Annotated in this window: 17 protein-coding genes; 10 read left to right on the top strand and 7 right to left on the bottom strand. The window is 65.1% G+C overall.

All coding sequences use genetic code 11. The annotated features are described in order from the left end of the window. Window positions 1-71: 71 nt before the first annotated feature. Window positions 72-2171, bottom strand: coding sequence for an alpha-amylase family glycosyl hydrolase (locus C442_RS02680; protein WP_008307626.1), 2100 nt, complete (start codon window positions 2169-2171; stop codon window positions 72-74). A gap of 212 nt (window positions 2172-2383) precedes the next feature. Between C442_RS02680 and C442_RS02685 the strand changes: the two genes are divergently transcribed. The 3 genes from C442_RS02685 to C442_RS02695 are packed head-to-tail and all read left to right on the top strand — an operon-like array spanning window position 2384 to window position 5709. After that, window positions 2384-3658, top strand: a complete 1275-nt coding sequence (locus C442_RS02685) for an extracellular solute-binding protein (RefSeq protein WP_008307627.1) — start codon at window positions 2384-2386, stop codon at window positions 3656-3658. Window positions 3659-3667: 9 nt separating this feature from the next. Next, window positions 3668-4630: a carbohydrate ABC transporter permease gene (locus C442_RS02690; protein ID WP_008307629.1), complete on the top strand. Its 963-nt coding sequence runs from the start codon at window positions 3668-3670 to the stop codon at window positions 4628-4630. After that, complete coding sequence (locus tag C442_RS02695; RefSeq protein ID WP_008307631.1) at window positions 4630-5709, top strand: sugar ABC transporter permease; 1080 nt, start codon at window positions 4630-4632, stop codon at window positions 5707-5709. Before C442_RS02690 ends, C442_RS02695 begins: the two co-directional genes overlap by 1 nt. Here C442_RS02695 and C442_RS02700 read toward each other — a convergent pair. Together C442_RS02700 and C442_RS02705 are read right to left on the bottom strand one after the other, a co-directional pair. After that, window positions 5706-6305: a DUF4864 domain-containing protein gene (locus C442_RS02700; RefSeq protein WP_008307633.1), complete on the bottom strand. Its 600-nt coding sequence runs from the start codon at window positions 6303-6305 to the stop codon at window positions 5706-5708. The genes C442_RS02695 and C442_RS02700 overlap by 4 nt on opposite strands. 80 nt (window positions 6306-6385) lie before the next feature. Continuing rightward, complete coding sequence (locus C442_RS02705) at window positions 6386-7093, bottom strand: nucleotidyltransferase family protein (RefSeq protein WP_008307635.1); 708 nt, start codon at window positions 7091-7093, stop codon at window positions 6386-6388. Between the two features lie 75 nt (window positions 7094-7168). Between C442_RS02705 and C442_RS22020 the strand changes: the two genes are divergently transcribed. The 3 genes from C442_RS22020 (at window position 7169) to C442_RS02715 (ending at window position 8408) form a co-directional block, all read left to right on the top strand. After that, on the top strand, window positions 7169-7327 hold the full coding sequence (locus C442_RS22020; protein WP_008307637.1) for a hypothetical protein: 159 nt from the start codon (window positions 7169-7171) through the stop codon (window positions 7325-7327). Window positions 7328-7367: 40 nt separating this feature from the next. Further along, a complete protein-coding gene (locus tag C442_RS02710) occupies window positions 7368-7553 on the top strand; it encodes a hypothetical protein (RefSeq protein WP_008307638.1) in 186 nt (61 codons plus the stop codon). Window positions 7554-7664: 111 nt separating this feature from the next. Beyond that, complete coding sequence (locus C442_RS02715; protein ID WP_008307640.1) at window positions 7665-8408, top strand: DUF429 domain-containing protein; 744 nt, start codon at window positions 7665-7667, stop codon at window positions 8406-8408. 121 nt (window positions 8409-8529) lie between these two features. Here C442_RS02715 and C442_RS02720 read toward each other — a convergent pair whose 3' ends face one another. After that, window positions 8530-8724 (bottom strand): cold-shock protein, encoded by a 195-nt coding sequence (locus C442_RS02720; protein ID WP_004515391.1) that lies wholly within the window; start codon window positions 8722-8724, stop codon window positions 8530-8532. 2 nt (window positions 8725-8726) lie between these two features. Beyond that, the gene (locus tag C442_RS02725; RefSeq protein WP_004515390.1) at window positions 8727-8921 is read right to left on the bottom strand and encodes a cold-shock protein; all 195 of its coding nucleotides are present in this window, start codon (window positions 8919-8921) and stop codon (window positions 8727-8729) included. Window positions 8922-9141: 220 nt separating this feature from the next. Between C442_RS02725 and C442_RS02730 the strand changes: the two genes are divergently transcribed. Both C442_RS02730 and C442_RS02735 read left to right on the top strand, forming a co-directional pair. Next, window positions 9142-9387, top strand: coding sequence for an ATP-binding protein (locus tag C442_RS02730; RefSeq protein WP_008307645.1), 246 nt, complete (start codon window positions 9142-9144; stop codon window positions 9385-9387). A gap of 52 nt (window positions 9388-9439) precedes the next feature. Next, window positions 9440-9967 carry a hypothetical protein gene (locus C442_RS02735; RefSeq protein ID WP_008307647.1) on the top strand — a complete coding sequence of 176 codons (528 nt, stop codon included), beginning with the start codon at window positions 9440-9442 and terminating at the stop codon, window positions 9965-9967. Here the strand turns inward: C442_RS02735 and C442_RS02740 are convergent. Next, window positions 9959-13024, bottom strand: a complete 3066-nt coding sequence (locus tag C442_RS02740; protein WP_008307649.1) for an FAD-binding and (Fe-S)-binding domain-containing protein — start codon at window positions 13022-13024, stop codon at window positions 9959-9961. The two genes, C442_RS02735 and C442_RS02740, sit on opposite strands and share 9 nt — an antisense overlap. A 221-nt stretch (window positions 13025-13245) precedes the next feature. Between C442_RS02740 and C442_RS02745 the strand changes: the two genes are divergently transcribed. Together C442_RS02745 and C442_RS02750 are read left to right on the top strand one after the other, a co-directional pair. After that, on the top strand, window positions 13246-13770 hold the full coding sequence (locus C442_RS02745; RefSeq protein WP_008307650.1) for an Hsp20/alpha crystallin family protein: 525 nt from the start codon (window positions 13246-13248) through the stop codon (window positions 13768-13770). 155 nt (window positions 13771-13925) lie between these two features. Continuing rightward, window positions 13926-14600, top strand: a complete 675-nt coding sequence (locus tag C442_RS02750; protein ID WP_008307651.1) for a class I SAM-dependent methyltransferase — start codon at window positions 13926-13928, stop codon at window positions 14598-14600. On the opposite strand, the gene C442_RS02755 is transcribed toward C442_RS02750, so the two are convergent. Next, window positions 14601-14846 carry a hypothetical protein gene (locus C442_RS02755; RefSeq protein WP_008307653.1) on the bottom strand — a complete coding sequence of 82 codons (246 nt, stop codon included), beginning with the start codon at window positions 14844-14846 and terminating at the stop codon, window positions 14601-14603. Window positions 14847-14890 lie beyond the last annotated feature (44 nt).

Genomic DNA, 14890 nt, shown 5'->3' on the forward strand with positions numbered 1-14890 from the left:
CGCTAATAAGTTTGATGGGATTTTTCATAGAAGTTCTAGCAAAGTTCAGTCGGTCGTGAAACTGAGTGCCGTCAGTGACCGCTCGCCGGCGGTATCACGACGACATCTCCGACCTCGACCGCCCCGCCGCTATCGACCGGGTCGCCGCTGAGAAGGTCGGTGTCCCCGACTGGAGTGTCGAGCGAGACGGTCGCCGTGCCGTCGCCGAAGTGTAGCACGACCACGAGCCTTTCATCGCCGTCGGTGCGCTCGTACGCGACGACGCTGTCCGCATCGCCCGTTTCGACGGTGTGTGGAACCGGGCGTATCCCGGGCGAGCGCAGTGCGGCGTGGTCCGCTCGGAGGGCCGCCAGTCGCCGGTGGAAGTCGGTCAGTGCGTTGTCGCCGTCGTGCCAGCGCATCGTTCCGCGCTGCTGTTCGACGCCCCGTTCCTGGCCGGCGTATATCATGGGTGTTCCAGGCATGGTGAACGTGGCCCCGACGGCCGCCCGCAGTGACGCGGCCCCGCACTCGTCGAGATAGCGGTCCTCGTCGTGGTTGTCGACGTATCGCATATGCGCCGTGCGGTCGGGGTAGCCGTGTTCGACCGTCGCGTCGAGCGCCTCAAACAGCGCCGACGCCGGTTCCTCGCCGGTCCCGATGTCCCGGAGCGTGTCGAACAGGTCCGTGTCGTAGTGGACGTCGAACTCGTTTTCGGCGAAGGCAGCGTCGCGCGGGACCGTCTCGTCGAGCAGCAGGAACTCGGGATCGTCGGCTTTCACCCGCTCCCGGACTTCCTTCCAGAACCCGTGTGGCACGCCCCAGGCGACGTCACAGCGGAACCCATCGACCACGTCGCGCCACTCGTCTACCACGTCGAGCATCCAGCGCCGCACCGCGAGCGAGTCGTAGTTGAGGTTCGGGATTCGCGTCCAGTTGAAGTAGTAGCCCGGCGCGTCCTCGCCAGCCCAGTCGATATCGGAGACGTCCTGTGACGCCGGGATTCGCTCGTAGTGGTCGGCGTACTCGGGGACACCGGCCCGGTGGAGCTGGAAGGCCGGGTGGTCCCGCGAGCTGTGGTTGATGACCAGATCGAAGACGACCCGAATCCCCGCGTCGTGGAGCCGGTCGACCAGCGATTCGAACTCCTCGCGTGTTCCCAGGTCTGTGGCGGTGTCGAAGAAGTCAGTGATGTGGTAGCCGTGCCGGGTCGGACTCGCCTGGACGGGCGTGAGCCACACCACGTCGACGCCCAGCGACTCGATGTACGGGACCCGCTGCTCGATGGCCTCGAAGCTCGTGTCGACGGTTTCGCCGGCGAACGACCGGACGAATATCTCGTAGATGGTGGCGTCACCGGCCCAGTCCGGCGGGTCGGCGGGCCGTGACACGGTCACTGTGCCGTCTGCGGTCGCGTTTCCGGTTCCACTGTCGCGTTCCACGACCAGCGTGTCCGCGACGCTGTGGCGCTCAGCGACGGCGACGGCGTGAATCCGGGTCGTTTCGGGTAGGGCTTCGTGTGGTACCCGGAGTTCGTCGCTGCCGATGGTCACAGCCGACTCTTCCAGCGTGTCGCGGCCGTCGAGATAGAATTCGACCTCCGGCTCGCTCCCCGACGGGGCCGCGCGGGCGTCCGCGGAGACGACGAGGCCCCCGTCCTCCGTCTGACTGGTGAGTTCGACTCGTGGGCGTCCCGGTCCCTCGACAGTGACCTCGTCGGTCGCGGTCGATTCGAAGGAGCCGTCGAAACTGAAGATGGCGTGGTGGGTCCCCGGCGGGAGTTCTGTCTCGATGACCCACTCGTCGCCGTCGCGCTCGGCCCAGTGGGTGCCCATCGTGAAATCGTTGAACTTCCCGATGACGATGGCGCGGTCGGCGACGGCGAGGTCGTCGGTACCGCCGTCGCAGTCGAAGTCCGCCGCCGTGACGCTGAACCGGGCCGTCTCGGTGATGCTTGGGAACGCCCGGACGACTTGCTCGTGTGTGCCGTCCGGTGCGGTTACCGCCGCTCGGTAGACGCCCGGCACGTCGGGTTCGAGGTGACAGACCGGGCCGTCGCCGAGCGCTGCCGTACTCGCCGCTGGCCGCTCGACTAACCGCCACTCGGCAGCCATGCCGGGGTCGGGCTGACGCGGGGCCAGTTCGACCGATTCGCCGACGGTGGCGAACCGTGGCGGGCCTGGATGGTGCATACGCCTACGGTACAGGGTCGGTACTGTGAGTGTTACGTTTCGCGCTGAATTTTAGAAAGAATATTACTTCGTTTGTTCTACCGCACCCAGTTTGCTGAAAACCGATACACGGAGAAGCGACTCCACGCCGATTCTCGAAATCTATCATCATTGTCTCCTTCTATTTCCGAATGATTTAAGTTATGAAGGACTATTTCATCCCATATCTATCCATGACAATGGAACGACGGACGGTGCTCAAACGGATCGGCGGTGTCGGGGCGGCTACGGCCTTGGCTGGCTGTAGTGTGCAAGAGCAGGGCAGTGGCGGCTCGGAGGGGGAAACGGCTTCCGGTGACGGCGATGGGTCAGGCGGCGGGAGTCAACAGTCCGGCGGGACCGCGACGGCGTGGTACCAGCTTCAGGACTCGGAGATACCCGCACGCGAGGACGCGATGGAGACGTTCACGAGCGAGACGGAGTTCGGCGTCGAGGGGTCGGACATCTCCAACATGGAAAAGAAGACCACGAGCGCGATTCCGGCCGGGCAGGGGCCGGAGATCTTCGAGTGGGCACACGACTGGGTGGGCGACTACTACCAGCGGGAGTTCGTCGTCGACCAGTCCGAGGAACTCTCCGTGAGCCTCGACCAGTTCACGGACGCCGCCGCCTCCGCCGTCCAGTTCGACGACGCCGTCGTCGGCCTCCCGCACTCGGCGGAGACGGTGACGCTCATCTACAACGCGGACATCGTCGACGAAGCGCCCGAGACCATCGACGACATGGTGGCGGCGATGGAGGCGTACCACGACCCCGACAAGAGCCAGTACGGCCTCGCCGCGCCGTTCGATCCGTACTTCACGAGCGGCTGGATACAGGCCTTCGGCGGCTACTACTTCGACCCCGAGCAGGACCCGGTGCTCGGGCTGGATGCCGACGAAGCCATCGAAGGGCTCCAGTTCACGCTCGACACCCTCCGTCCGTACATGCCCGACGACCCGAACTACGAACCGCAGGCCGCGACGTTCTCGGAGGGGAACGCCGCCTTCGCGGTCAACGGACCGTGGTACCTGCCGACGCTGAACCAGAGCGACGTGAACTACGAGGTGGCGACGTTCCCTGCCATCGACGGCGGCGAGGTGACGCCGTACACCGGCATCTCGATGTGGTACTTCGCGGACGCGATGAGCGAGGGCGGGGCCGACGCCACGGCCGCCCGGAACTTCGTCGAGTGGTTCGCCACCAACGAAGACCACGCCACGCGACTCGCTCAGGAGCAGGGCGCGATTCCGGTGCTCGACAGTCTCGTCGGCAGCGACGAACTCCCCGACCACGTCCAGACGTACTCCCAGACCGTCAGCCAGGGGGTCCCGATGCCGACCGACCCGCGCATGAACAAGGTGTGGTCGCCGCTTGAGAACGCCCTCATCGAGGCGTTCAACGGCGACGCGAGCGCCGAAGACGCACTGACGACCGCCGCCGAGGAAATCCGCAGCAACTGGGAGTGAGAAACGCCCATGAGTACGGTTTCACGGGCGGCGGACCGCATCGAGTCGGTCCCGTTTCTGACGCGGGACGACGCGTCGTTACTGCTAGTGCTCCCGGGACTGTTCGTCTTCTCGGCGTTCATGCTGTTCCCGGTGCTTTACCTGCTGGGGATTTCATTTACCAACGCCGAGCCGGCCAACCTGTTCGCCGGCGAGGGCGTCGTCGCCGTGCTCACGTTCGGCGACGCGCTGTTCGTCGGGCTAGAGAACTACGCCGACGTGCTGACCGACGGCCAGTTCTGGAACTCCTTCGGCGTCACCTGGCTGTTCGTCGCTACGAGCGTCACGCTCAAAATCGGGGCGAGCCTGGCCATCGCGCTTATCGTGACCAGTGAACTCGTCCGCGGCAAGCGCGTCCTGCGCTCGCTCATCATCTTCCCGATGGGCCTGCCGCCGATTTTCACCATCACGGTGTGGCGCGGCATCTTCAGCTCCGCCGAATTCGGGCTGATGAACCAACTGCTGACCGCGTTCGGGGCGAGTTCGGTCGCGTGGCTCTCGGGCCGCTGGACCGCCTTCGTCGCGTACAACGTCACGGAGGCGTGGCTGGCGTACCCGTTCATGGTCATCATCACCGTCAGCGCGCTACAGGACGTACCCGAGGAACTCCACGAGGCGGCCGTCGTCGACGGCGCGGGATTCCTCGCACGCTTCGCCCACATCACGCTGCCGTCGATTAAACGTCCCGTGCTGTTCGCGTCTATCCTGACCTCCGCGGCGTCGTTCCAGCAGTTCCTCATCCCGTTCGTGTTCAATAAGGGCGGCCCGGCACGGGCGAACGAACTCATCGTCGTCTACGGCTATCGTGAGGCGCTGTCGTTCCAGCAGTACGGCCGCGGTGCGGCCATCAGCATCATCGCGCTCGTGTTCATCGGCGCGTTCATGTGGCTCAACGTCAAGAAAGGCAAACTCGCCGACGGGGTGAACGACTAATGCTCCTCGGTGCAATCGCCAGAAAGCTCGGCAACGACATCAAGACGTTCGCGACGATGCCCGCACGGACGGTCCGCAAGTGGTCCTACACCGTACAGGCCGTCCGTCGGGGCGAACTGCCCGCGTCCGAAGTCCTGAAGGTCATTCTCTCGACCATCGGTGCGACGCTGGTCGTGCTGGCACTGCTCTTCCCGATCTACTGGATTCTGATGGCGGCCCTCTCCGGCTCCGGAAGCTCGCTGTACACGTCCGAGAGCTTCTCGCTGTTTCCCACTAATCCGACGGTCAAACCGTTCATCTGGGTTATCGGTGACCTCATCGTGCCGTCGTACTCGATCTCCGCCGCCATCCCGTTCACCGACCTTGCCTTCGTGTTCCAGACGCCGGGCATCGAGATTCTCGACGCGTCCGACTACGGCGTCGACCGCCCCTCGGAGTTCAAGCACTTCCTCTGGAACAGCCTCATGGTGGCGATTCCCACCGTGCTGATCGCGATGTCGCTCATCATTCCGGCGGCCTATGCCCTCTCGCGGCGAGAGTTCCTCTTCCGCCGGAAGATCCTGTTCCTCTACGTCCTGATGACACAGGTCGGAGGCGGTCTCGGCGTTGCCCTGCTCATCGGGATGTACGCGCTGTACGTCCAGTTCGGCATTAACGACAGCAAACTGGCGCTTGCGGTGTACTACGCGGCGACTGCCGTGCCGTTCAACACCTGGCTGCTGAAGACGTACATGGACGGCATCCCGGTCTCCTACGAGGAGGCCGCCGTCGTCGACGGCGCGCCGCCGTGGCGGGTCGTCACCGAGGTCATCATCCCGATGTCGACCGCCGGGCTGGCGACGGTGTTCATCTTCGTCTTCCTCACCGGGTGGACGGAGTTCGTCGTCGCACAGACCCTGCTGGGGACGGAGAACTACACGCTGCCGGTCGGCCTGTACGCAATGGTCGACGAGTACTCCATCCCGTGGGCGCGGTTCTCCGCGTTCGCGCTCACCTTCGCCTCGCCGATCATGCTGGCGTACCTGTTCGCCCAGCGCTACATCGAGGGCGGCCTCTCCTTCAGCGGGATGGAAGGCTAAGCTGGCGCGACGCCCGTCGTCATCCAGCACCCCTCGTAGGGCGCTTCGGTCTGCTTTTCGACCGTCCACTGGTAGCTCGTCGTCGTTCCGTTCCCATCGACGACCGTCACTGGCTGTGACGCGGTGTCGCCGTCGCGGTCCAGCGGTCCGTACCGCACGCCTGTCGCGTTCAGGAGCGGCTCGAACCCACTTTCGATAGTCCGGACGAAGTTCGAGTACGGTCCCGTCAGGTCCCGGTTCGACGGCGACGCAAACTGCCAGGTCGTGTTGATGCCCTCGTTCGTCGCCGGGTCGTTGTTCTGGAGCGCCAGCACCTGAATGTGGACGACCAGCGCCGGCGGCCGCTCGCAGTTCGGTCGCAGTTCGAGGACCCGCGGCTGTGTCACCGCCGATCTGTTGGTGTCGACGGAGACGTTGCCCCAGTAGCTCCCCTCGCCTGTCGTCTCGACTGCTCGCGTCTCGTCCGTCGGCACGTCGGCGGGCGTTATCGTCGCTTCCGACCCTGCCGAGTCGCCACCACCGAAAAACGCACCGCAGCCCGCCAGTGCGACGACCGCGGCAAGTGCGACGAGCGCCAGCGGCCGAACGGCTGTCATACCCCTGTCTTGGGGTGACGCTCCTTCGATGTTCCGTCGCCGCGTCCGTGCGCTGTTTCGCTTGGCAGCGGTCGATGCCGTCAGCCGAGCCGTTCCTCGACCGCGTCGATGTCGCTCGGTTCGTTGACGTTGTGACACCACCCGTCGAGTTCGACCGCCTCGACGCGGTGGCCGGCGCTCAGTAACAGGTCGATTGCGTCGGGGAGTTCGTACTCGCCCCGCTCGGAAGGTCGCGTCAGCGCGCAGGCGTGGCCGACGGCCGGCTCGAACACGAAAAAGCCTCGCGTGACCAGCGTCGACGGCGGGTCCGACGGCTTCTCGACGAGACCGGTCACCCGGTTCTCGTCGTCCGTCGTGACGACACCGGTCGTCTTGGCTTCGGCCCGCGACACGTCCTCGACGAGCAGCGTCGCGCTGGCGTCGGTCTCGCGGTGGCGCTCGATGGCCCCGTCGAGATTTGCCCGGCAAACGTTGTCGCCGTTCAGCACGACGAAGGTCCCGTCGACGGCCGAGCGGGCCTGTTCGAGCGCGTGGGCCAGTCCTAACTGTTCGTCCTGCCGGACGTACGCTATCGGGGTGTCCCGATACCGCTCACCGTAGCGAGCTACGATGTCATCGCCGCGGTAGCCGATGACGACGACCAGGCGGTCGACGCCGACTGACAGCAGCGTGTCGAAACAGTGTGTCAGCAGCGGCTTTCCGGCCACCTCGACCAGTCCCTTCGGCTTGTCCGCAGTGAGCGGTCGCATCCGCGTCCCTTCGCCGGCAGCGAGTACGACGCCGTCCATATCCGGCCCCACGCTTGCACCGGCTAAATGCCTGTGGGCGAGCGGGTTTTGTCCGTGGCCAGCCAACCTTGACGCATGGCTGAGGAGTGTGACACCTGCGGCCGGTCGGTCACCGTCGATGAGGCGGTCCGCCGGGAGACGTTCGGTGACCTCGACAACGACCGCTGGCAGACGCTGTGCTGTCCGGACTGCGGTGCGCGGCTCCGGACGATATTCGTCGGGCCGGACTCCTGACGGGAAAGAGACAGGTAGCAGCAGTGTGTGACTCTGACGCATGGAAGACGAAGCGTGGCGCTCGGTCGACATCATCCGGGACAACGACGGCGTACCGCACGTCCTCCAACAGAAGCTGCTGGTGTTCACAAGCGGTGTCTCCGAGGAATCCGCCGGCTACACGAAGCCGGCGATGGAACACCGGCTAGTGCCGCTCAAGGAACTCACGAAGTTCGGGCAGTCGTAACGAACAGCCGCCGGAACAGTCTGCGCCGCGGCCGATAGCTCGGGTGCTGGACCGGTTGGACAACGAACACCTCGGGATACACTTTTGCGCCTATCCGAACGAGTATCGATAATGGCGGAACCGCTGTACGTCGGTGTCGACCGGAGCGACGAGTCCTGGGTCGCTGTGGCGCTCACCGGCGACGGGTTCGACCACGCGTCGGTGTTCGACAGTATCGGCGAGTGCTGGTCAGCGTACGAGGAGCGCGCTCGGCTGATTCTGGTCGGAGTGCCGATTGGGCTCGTGGAATCCGGTGATCCGGACCGCCGGTGTGACGAACTCGCCCGGTCGGTGCTCGGCGAGCGGAGCGCGGCGGTTCGCACGCCGCCGGTACGAGAAGCGACCCGGAAACAGCGCTACTCGACGGCCAACCGCGTCCACAAGCGCAAGACCGGACAGAAACTCTCCGAGCGGGCGTTCGCACGCAGCGACAGCCTCGCCCGGGTCGACGAACTCCTGCAGGAACTGCCCGAGGCTGCCGCAGCCATCCGGGAATCCCACCCGGAGGTCTGTTTTCGAGCCTTCGGTGGCGAGCCGCTTAGCTACTCGAAGCGCACCGCCGGGGGATACGCCGAGCGGATGCGGGTTTTGGCCCACTACGACCGCGACGCCGCCCCGACGGTCCAGAAAGCCGCCGAAGCGACCGGCGGCGCGGCGGTAGCCGTTCACGATGTGCTGGACGCCGTCGCTCTCGCGTACACAGCACAGCCGGGCGACGGGGAGTTGTACACGCTGCCGCCCGAGCCGCCGCGAGATGCGGCGGGGCTGCCGATGGAGATCGTCTATCGGGCGGCGTCGCCACTGATCACGTCGTGACGTGTCTCGGCGAGCGCCGTCGCTCGTCGTGAGTTATGTGCATGCCAGCGACACTGCCGTGTACGCTACACCGCGACCGCTGACAAGTGATTATAGTGCTAGACTGTAGACAGAAGCCGTCTTACAGTCGCGTGAGGTTGGTCGCACGCGGACCCTTGTCCGCCTGCTCGATGTCGAACTCGACTTCCTGCCCCTCTTCGAGGTCAGGGCCGCCGACGTCTTCCATGTGGAAGAAGACGTCTTCGTCCGCATCGTCGGTTTCGATGAAGCCGTAACCACCAGTGTCGTTGAAGAAGTCGACAGTGCCTTCCGCCATTGTTAGAGCCGTGTGACGTTGTTGGCGCGCGGACCCTTGTCCGCCTGCTCGATGTCAAATTCGAGCTCCTGTCCTTCCTCGAGGTCCGGGCCGCCGATGTCTTCCATGTGGAAGAAGACGTCTTCGTCCGCGTCCTCAGTGTCGATGAAACCGTAACCGCCAGTGTCGTTGAAGAAATCAACCGTTCCTTTCGCCATTGCAACCAAAGAGATGCCAGCACCACGGATAACAGTGTCGGTACGATGCTCTGGTGGGAAACTGATCTATCCGGCCGCTGTCTGGCGATTATGGAGTGTGTAATACTGGCATGCCACATACGCAGTCGTCTCTCCAATCTAGCTGGAGACGCTCCGGTGTCACGTTCGGTCTTACCGTCTCACTAACCGAATGGAACCAGCCGGAACCCCAATCGTAACTATGCACCGTGGCGCACGGGACCGTCTCGTCGATGACGGGCCGGGGATTCCCGACGACCGGCGTGACAGCGTTTTCGACCCGCGGGCGGGCGACACGCACGGTGGCGGACTCCATCTCGTCGAGACGCTCGTTACGAGCTTCGGCGGCGAGATCTATCTCGCCGACGCCGCCAGCAAACCCGACACGACCATCCCCGACACCGACTTCGACGGCGCGCACTTCGTCGTCGAACTCCCACGGGCATGACACCAGTCCGCACGACCGACGTTTCTTGATTGTGGGAGGCACAGTGAGGCGTATGTTCCCTCGCTTGCGCGCACAGGGCCCGACCGTACTCATCCCGCTCGCGTGGCTGCTCGTGGGGCTGGCTCATCTCGATGTGGTCACTGACCGAACGGTGCTGGTGTTTCACGTCGTCGCTGCCGTCCTCATTGCCGCTTTCGCCGCTCTCTCGTGGGACGAGATGGAGACGGGCGTCCTCCGGGTCTGGCGCGACATTCTGCTCGTCGGCCTCCTCCTGACCGTCGGCGGTATTGTCGGCTTACTCTACGCTCCGCTCCGGATCCCGTTCCTGACGACGACGATACTGGGATGGATGGTCGTTCCGGGCGTGGGCCTCTACTACACCGGGAAGCGCGTTCCAGCAGGCCAGCGGGCGTACACGGCCGGAGCAGTATTGAGCGTTCTCGGTGGGGCGGTCTACGCCGGCGCGCTGTTCCCGCCGGCGGAAACCGCGCTGCTCGCCGGCATCGGGCTTGCGCTGGTCGGCCAGACCGTCGGCATCGTTCAGGCGGTTCGCCAACCGGGCGAGACCGACTCAGGCTAAGGCAGCGTCGAGTTTCTCCACCGGATGGGGCGGTTCGCCGTCGCTTTCGTCCCAGTCGTCCAGTTGCGTGCGACAGGACGCACCGGGCGCGACGACGGTGTCGCCGCGGCTCTCTCCGATCTGGTCGAACAGGATCGAACCGATGGCCTTGCTCATCGAGAAGTGCTCGGCCTCGTAGCCGAAGGAGCCGGCCATGCCACAACAGCCCGAATCGAGCGGGTCGACATCGTAGCCGGCCCGCCGGAGGACGCCGACGGCGTGGTGGTCTTTCTTCGTCGCCTTCTGGTGGCAGTGGCCGTGGTAGGTCAGCGTCTCGCCCGGCGTGTCCCAGTCGGCCCCCTTGTCCAGCCGGAAGGTGTCGAGGTACTCACAGACGCCGTAGGCGTTGGCCGCGAGCGTCTCCACGTCCTCGCCAGAGAGCAGGTCCAGATAGTCAGACTGGAACATCACGGCATCAGAGGGTTCGACCAGCACCACGTCCCAGCCCTCCTCGACTGCGGGCACGAGCGCGTCGACGTTGTCCCGCGCGGTCGCTCGGGACTGGTCCAGAAAGCCCTTCGAGTGGGCCGGTCGCCCGCTGTCGGTCCGGTCGGCCAACTCGACGTGGACGCCAGCGGCTTCGAGCACGCGGACGGCGGCCTTCCCGACCTCGGGGTGGCTGTAGTTCGTGTACGTGTCGGGGAACAGCAGGGCTTGCCTCTCGGCTTCGTCCGCCGGGACCTGCGAGCCGCGTTCGTCGAACCAGTCCTGCAGCGTCGTCCGCTGGAAGCTCGGGAGTGTGCGGTCCGTGGCGATACCGACCGTCTTCTCCAGAACGGTCCGAGCGCCCGGCACCTTCGTCGCGAGGTTCGAGAGCGGCGCGAAGGCACTGCCTAACCCCGCCAGCGAGTCGACGTTGGCGAACACCTTGTCCCGGAAGCTGGACCCGTGTTCCTGGTGGTACGCGTGGGTCACTTCGGCTTTGAGCTTCGCCATGTCGACCTCGCTCGGGCAGTCCTTCGCACACCCTTTGCAGCCGATACAGAGGTCGAGCACCTCGTGCATGAACTCCTCGTCCGTGGGGTCGTCCGGAAGGTCACCGCTCATCGCTTGCCGAAGCATGTTCGCGCGCCCGCGGGTCGTCGTCATCTCCTCCTCGGATGCGCGGTAGGTCGGGCACATCACGCCGCCGGTGGTCTCCTGCGGGCCGCGACAGCCGCCACAGCCGTGACAGAGTTCGACCATCCCCTGCATCCCGTTGTCGTTGTCCCATTCCAGTGCGGGGTCGAAGCCGGCGTCGAACTCGTACGCCGGGTCGAAGCGGAGGTTCTCGGTCATGTCGACCGTACGCGCCCGCTCCGGTTTTGTGCCGGACTCGACCTCGCCCGCGTCGACGCCGACGACCTGGCCGGGGTTGAGCAGCCAGTCGGGGTCGAACGTGGATTTGAGTTCCTGGAACGTCTCCCAGAGGTCCGCACCGTAGAGCTTCTCGTTCCACTGCGTGCGAGCGCGGCCGTCGCCGTGTTCGCCGGAGACGCTCCCGCCGTACTTGACGACGAGGTCGGTCACCGCGTCGGCGATGGACTCCATGGTCTCGACGCCCTCGACTGTCTTTGTGTTGATGAGCGGGCGGATGTGGAGCACACCGGGGCCGGCGTGGGCGTAGAAGGAGGCGAAGGTGTCGTGTTCTTCGAGAATCTCCTGGAAGTCGGCGACGTACTCCGGGAGGTTCTCGGGCGGGATGGCGGTGTCCTCGATGAACGAGCCGTGTTTCTCGTCGGTCGTCCGCGAGAGCAGGATGGGGAGGCCGGACTTGCGCATCTTCCAGAACTTCTCGCGTTTTGCCTCGTCGTGGGCCTCCATGGCGTCGAACGCCCGCACCGGCGCGTCGACGACGGTCCGGCCATCTGTTGGGGCAGCGATCGAATCGACGCCGTTCGTTCGGTCTGCCAGGAGGTCGGCGACCTTCCGCCGGCCGCTCTCCGCGTCGTCGGCGTAGAACTCCACGATGAGGACCGTGCGAGTCCCCTCGGGCAACATGCCGACCACGTCCTCGAACTCGGCGGTGTCCCGGGCCAGGTCGATGAGCACATCGTCGAGCACCTCGACGGCCGCCGGGTCGTGTTCGAGGATGTCCGAAACGTCTTCCATGGCCTCGATGAGCCCCTCGTAGGCGAGCAGGGCCATCGACTTGGTCTCGGGAATCGGCTCCAGGGACACCTCGGCCTCGGTGACGATGGCAAGCGTCCCCTCGCTGCCCGCCAGCAGCGACGCGACGTTGACAGTCCCGTCCTGTGCATCTCCGAGGACCCAGTCGAGGTTGTACCCCGAGACGTTGCGCTTCAGGTCCGGGTAGTGGCTCGTAATTTCTTTGCCTTCCTCGGCGAGTATCCGCTCGATTTCGGCGTAAATCCGGGCTTCGAGGTCACCGTCGGGGTCCGCTCGGTCGCGCAGTTCCTCGCGGGTGACCTCGCCGAACGTGGTGACGGTGCCGTCTGCGAGGACGACCTCGCACTCTTCGATGTAGGCGTCGGTCTTGCCGTACTGCAGGGAGTGTGCGCCGGTGGAGTTGTTACCGATAGCGCCGCCGAGAACGCTCTTGTCGCCCCACGCCGGGTCCGGCGCGAACTTCAGCCCGTGGTCGGCCAGCTCCCCGTTCAGGTCGCCGAGCTTGATGCCCGGCTGGGCTCGCGCTCGCCGGTCGTCGGGCCGGGCCTCGACGAGGTCGTTCATGTACCGCGAGAAATCCAGTACGACGGCCTCGTTGACCGTCTGACCGGCGAGGCTCGTCCCGCCGCCCCGGGGAAGAACCGGAATCTCTCGCTGGGCACAGTAGGACATGACCGCGGCTACGTCATCGGTCGACCGCGGATAGACGACGCCGATAGGCAGCACCTCGTAGAGGCTGGCGTCGGTCGCGTACAACTGTCGCGAGTACTCGTCGAACCGCACCTCGCCGTCAATGCGCGCTCGCAGGTCGTCGACGAGGCCCGACCGGGCGACGGTGTCGTTCTGGTAGTCGTAGTTCGATACCTCGTCAGCCGAAGGATCTATCCGGGTGCCGGAATCGGTTGCCATGGTGTGTCTCGTTTCCAGTCGCCCGGCCACCGACGGACCGGGTACTCGGCGGTTTGCTCTGGCTGTTCTAGCTGTACGCCTGCCAAAACAGTTCCGCTACGGTAGCCCATGAGGCACTTTTGACCCGGTCGAGCGTCTGCCCGGGGCACGCGCTTCTGTCTCCCTGTGATAGCACATGTTACGCAACTGTTAATATCAGTACTAGCCTATATAAGGTGATTATGACACACAGCAACGATCCGTTCGAGACGATGCTCCGACTCTTCGCACAGACGCGACGGTCGATGATGGACGACAGCCAGAGTCGCTGGACAGACGACAGTTTGGGCCGCCGGATGGGTGACGATTCGAGACACCGGATGGACGACAGTCCGGAACGCCGTACCGACCGACCGTCCACGGACGTACGCCGGAGCGGCCACCGCCGGCCCGGTATCGACACGAACCTCCACGTCGACGAGACCGACGACGGATACGCCGTGATGGTCGACCTCCCGGGCTTCGAGCGCGACGACCTCGTCGTCCGCTTCGAGGACGGCGTCCTCAGCATCCAGGGCGAGAGCACGGTCGCTGAAGAGACCAGCGACAGCGCTCGCCGCCACAGCCGACGGGTCGCCGAACGGGTCACTGTTCCCGAACCGGTCGTGGACGACGACATCACCGCCACCTACCACAACGGCGTTCTCGAAATAACGCTGCCGCGCGCGGACGACGCCGACGACTCGAACCGGATCGAAATCGAATAGACTCGCTTTTCGGCTGTTGTCTGCCGACGTTACACGACTGTCCCAGTGAGAACGTCCTTAGCAACCTACTATTCCGGTATTAGTCAGCTGCCGCTCTATTATCGCCTCTATAGTTTCGTGCGACCGCCGGGGACTCCGTGCTGTGAGGCCGTAATATGTCCGACGTGACCTGGGACGTTCAGGACGGCGCCATCGTCGAGCGGCCGCGGAACGTCCGGAAACACCCGCTGTTGCACCGAATCTACGAGCGACACGACGAGCTACTAGCCGAACAGCTCCCGCCCGGCCGGACGCTCGAACTCGCGTTCGGCCAGCATATGCATCCCCGCGCCGATGTCGGACTGGAAGGCTGGCCGTCGAACGCCGAAACCGTCCGCAAGCCGGCGCTGGCTGGTGACGCCCGCGCGCTGCCGTTCGACGACGACTCCTTCGACGCCGTCATCGGCCGCCGGTTCCTCCATCACGTCCCGCCCGCGGACCGCCCGGAAATCATTCGCGAAGCCGCCCGCGTGCTCCGCCCCGGCGGCCGCGTCGCCCTGCTCGAAGGAACGCCGGGGCTGTACCGCAAGCTCACCAAGGGTGCCGCGTTCCGGCTGGGGCTTCTGGAGGAGGACACCGATATCTACGGCCACCTCTCGGAGACCGCCGTCACCGACCTCGTCTCCGGCTCGTTCGAGGTCATCGCGAAACGGATGCTCGGATCACCGCTGATGCTCGCGAGCATCTCCGAGTCGGACGCGTCGGCGCGGCTGCTCGACCTCTACGAACGGACGCAGTTCGTCAAGTGGTGGACGCTCGTGGTGGGCGACCGTCCCGAGTCCGTCGCGTGACTACAGGTCGACAGTCACGCGCAGTTCGCTGTCAGTGATCGTTCCGATGGCGTCGGCGGCGACCTCGATATCGTCCTCGTCGGCGTCACCGAACCCGAGCCCCTGCACCCAGGCTTCGGTGAGATCTGGCTCCGGCTCGACGTACGCGACCTGTCCCTTCGGGTCGACCTCGGTCACGATGCCGATCTGCTCTCCCTGTGCGTCCATGAGGAACTTCCCCTCGTCTTCTGTCGATAATACTGCCATTTCGTCTGACACCACTGGCCGGATCAAGTAATAAACGTCGGTCA

It is taken from the genome of Haloarcula amylolytica JCM 13557, assembly GCF_000336615.1.
In the GTDB taxonomy this organism is placed as follows: Archaea; Halobacteriota; Halobacteria; order Halobacteriales; family Haloarculaceae; genus Haloarcula; species Haloarcula amylolytica.

What these genes read in the sequence shown, in the direction of transcription:
- C442_RS02680 (WP_008307626.1), bottom strand. Translation starts at nt 2,171, where the DNA reads ATGCACCATCCAGGCCCGCCACGGTTCGCCACCGTCGGCGAATCGGTC.
- C442_RS02685 (WP_008307627.1), top strand. Translation starts at nt 2,384, where the DNA reads ATGACAATGGAACGACGGACGGTGCTCAAACGGATCGGCGGTGTCGGG.
- C442_RS02690 (WP_008307629.1), top strand. Translation starts at nt 3,668, where the DNA reads ATGAGTACGGTTTCACGGGCGGCGGACCGCATCGAGTCGGTCCCGTTT.
- C442_RS02695 (WP_008307631.1), top strand. Translation starts at nt 4,630, where the DNA reads ATGCTCCTCGGTGCAATCGCCAGAAAGCTCGGCAACGACATCAAGACG.
- C442_RS02700 (WP_008307633.1), bottom strand. Translation starts at nt 6,305, where the DNA reads ATGACAGCCGTTCGGCCGCTGGCGCTCGTCGCACTTGCCGCGGTCGTC.
- C442_RS02705 (WP_008307635.1), bottom strand. Translation starts at nt 7,093, where the DNA reads ATGGACGGCGTCGTACTCGCTGCCGGCGAAGGGACGCGGATGCGACCG.
- C442_RS22020 (WP_008307637.1), top strand. Translation starts at nt 7,169, where the DNA reads ATGGCTGAGGAGTGTGACACCTGCGGCCGGTCGGTCACCGTCGATGAG.
- C442_RS02710 (WP_008307638.1), top strand. Translation starts at nt 7,368, where the DNA reads ATGGAAGACGAAGCGTGGCGCTCGGTCGACATCATCCGGGACAACGAC.
- C442_RS02715 (WP_008307640.1), top strand. Translation starts at nt 7,665, where the DNA reads ATGGCGGAACCGCTGTACGTCGGTGTCGACCGGAGCGACGAGTCCTGG.
- C442_RS02720 (WP_004515391.1), bottom strand. Translation starts at nt 8,724, where the DNA reads ATGGCGGAAGGCACTGTCGACTTCTTCAACGACACTGGTGGTTACGGC.
- C442_RS02725 (WP_004515390.1), bottom strand. Translation starts at nt 8,921, where the DNA reads ATGGCGAAAGGAACGGTTGATTTCTTCAACGACACTGGCGGTTACGGT.
- C442_RS02730 (WP_008307645.1), top strand. Translation starts at nt 9,142, where the DNA reads ATGCACCGTGGCGCACGGGACCGTCTCGTCGATGACGGGCCGGGGATT.
- C442_RS02735 (WP_008307647.1), top strand. Translation starts at nt 9,440, where the DNA reads ATGTTCCCTCGCTTGCGCGCACAGGGCCCGACCGTACTCATCCCGCTC.
- C442_RS02740 (WP_008307649.1), bottom strand. Translation starts at nt 13,024, where the DNA reads ATGGCAACCGATTCCGGCACCCGGATAGATCCTTCGGCTGACGAGGTA.
- C442_RS02745 (WP_008307650.1), top strand. Translation starts at nt 13,246, where the DNA reads ATGACACACAGCAACGATCCGTTCGAGACGATGCTCCGACTCTTCGCA.
- C442_RS02750 (WP_008307651.1), top strand. Translation starts at nt 13,926, where the DNA reads ATGTCCGACGTGACCTGGGACGTTCAGGACGGCGCCATCGTCGAGCGG.
- C442_RS02755 (WP_008307653.1), bottom strand. Translation starts at nt 14,846, where the DNA reads ATGGCAGTATTATCGACAGAAGACGAGGGGAAGTTCCTCATGGACGCA.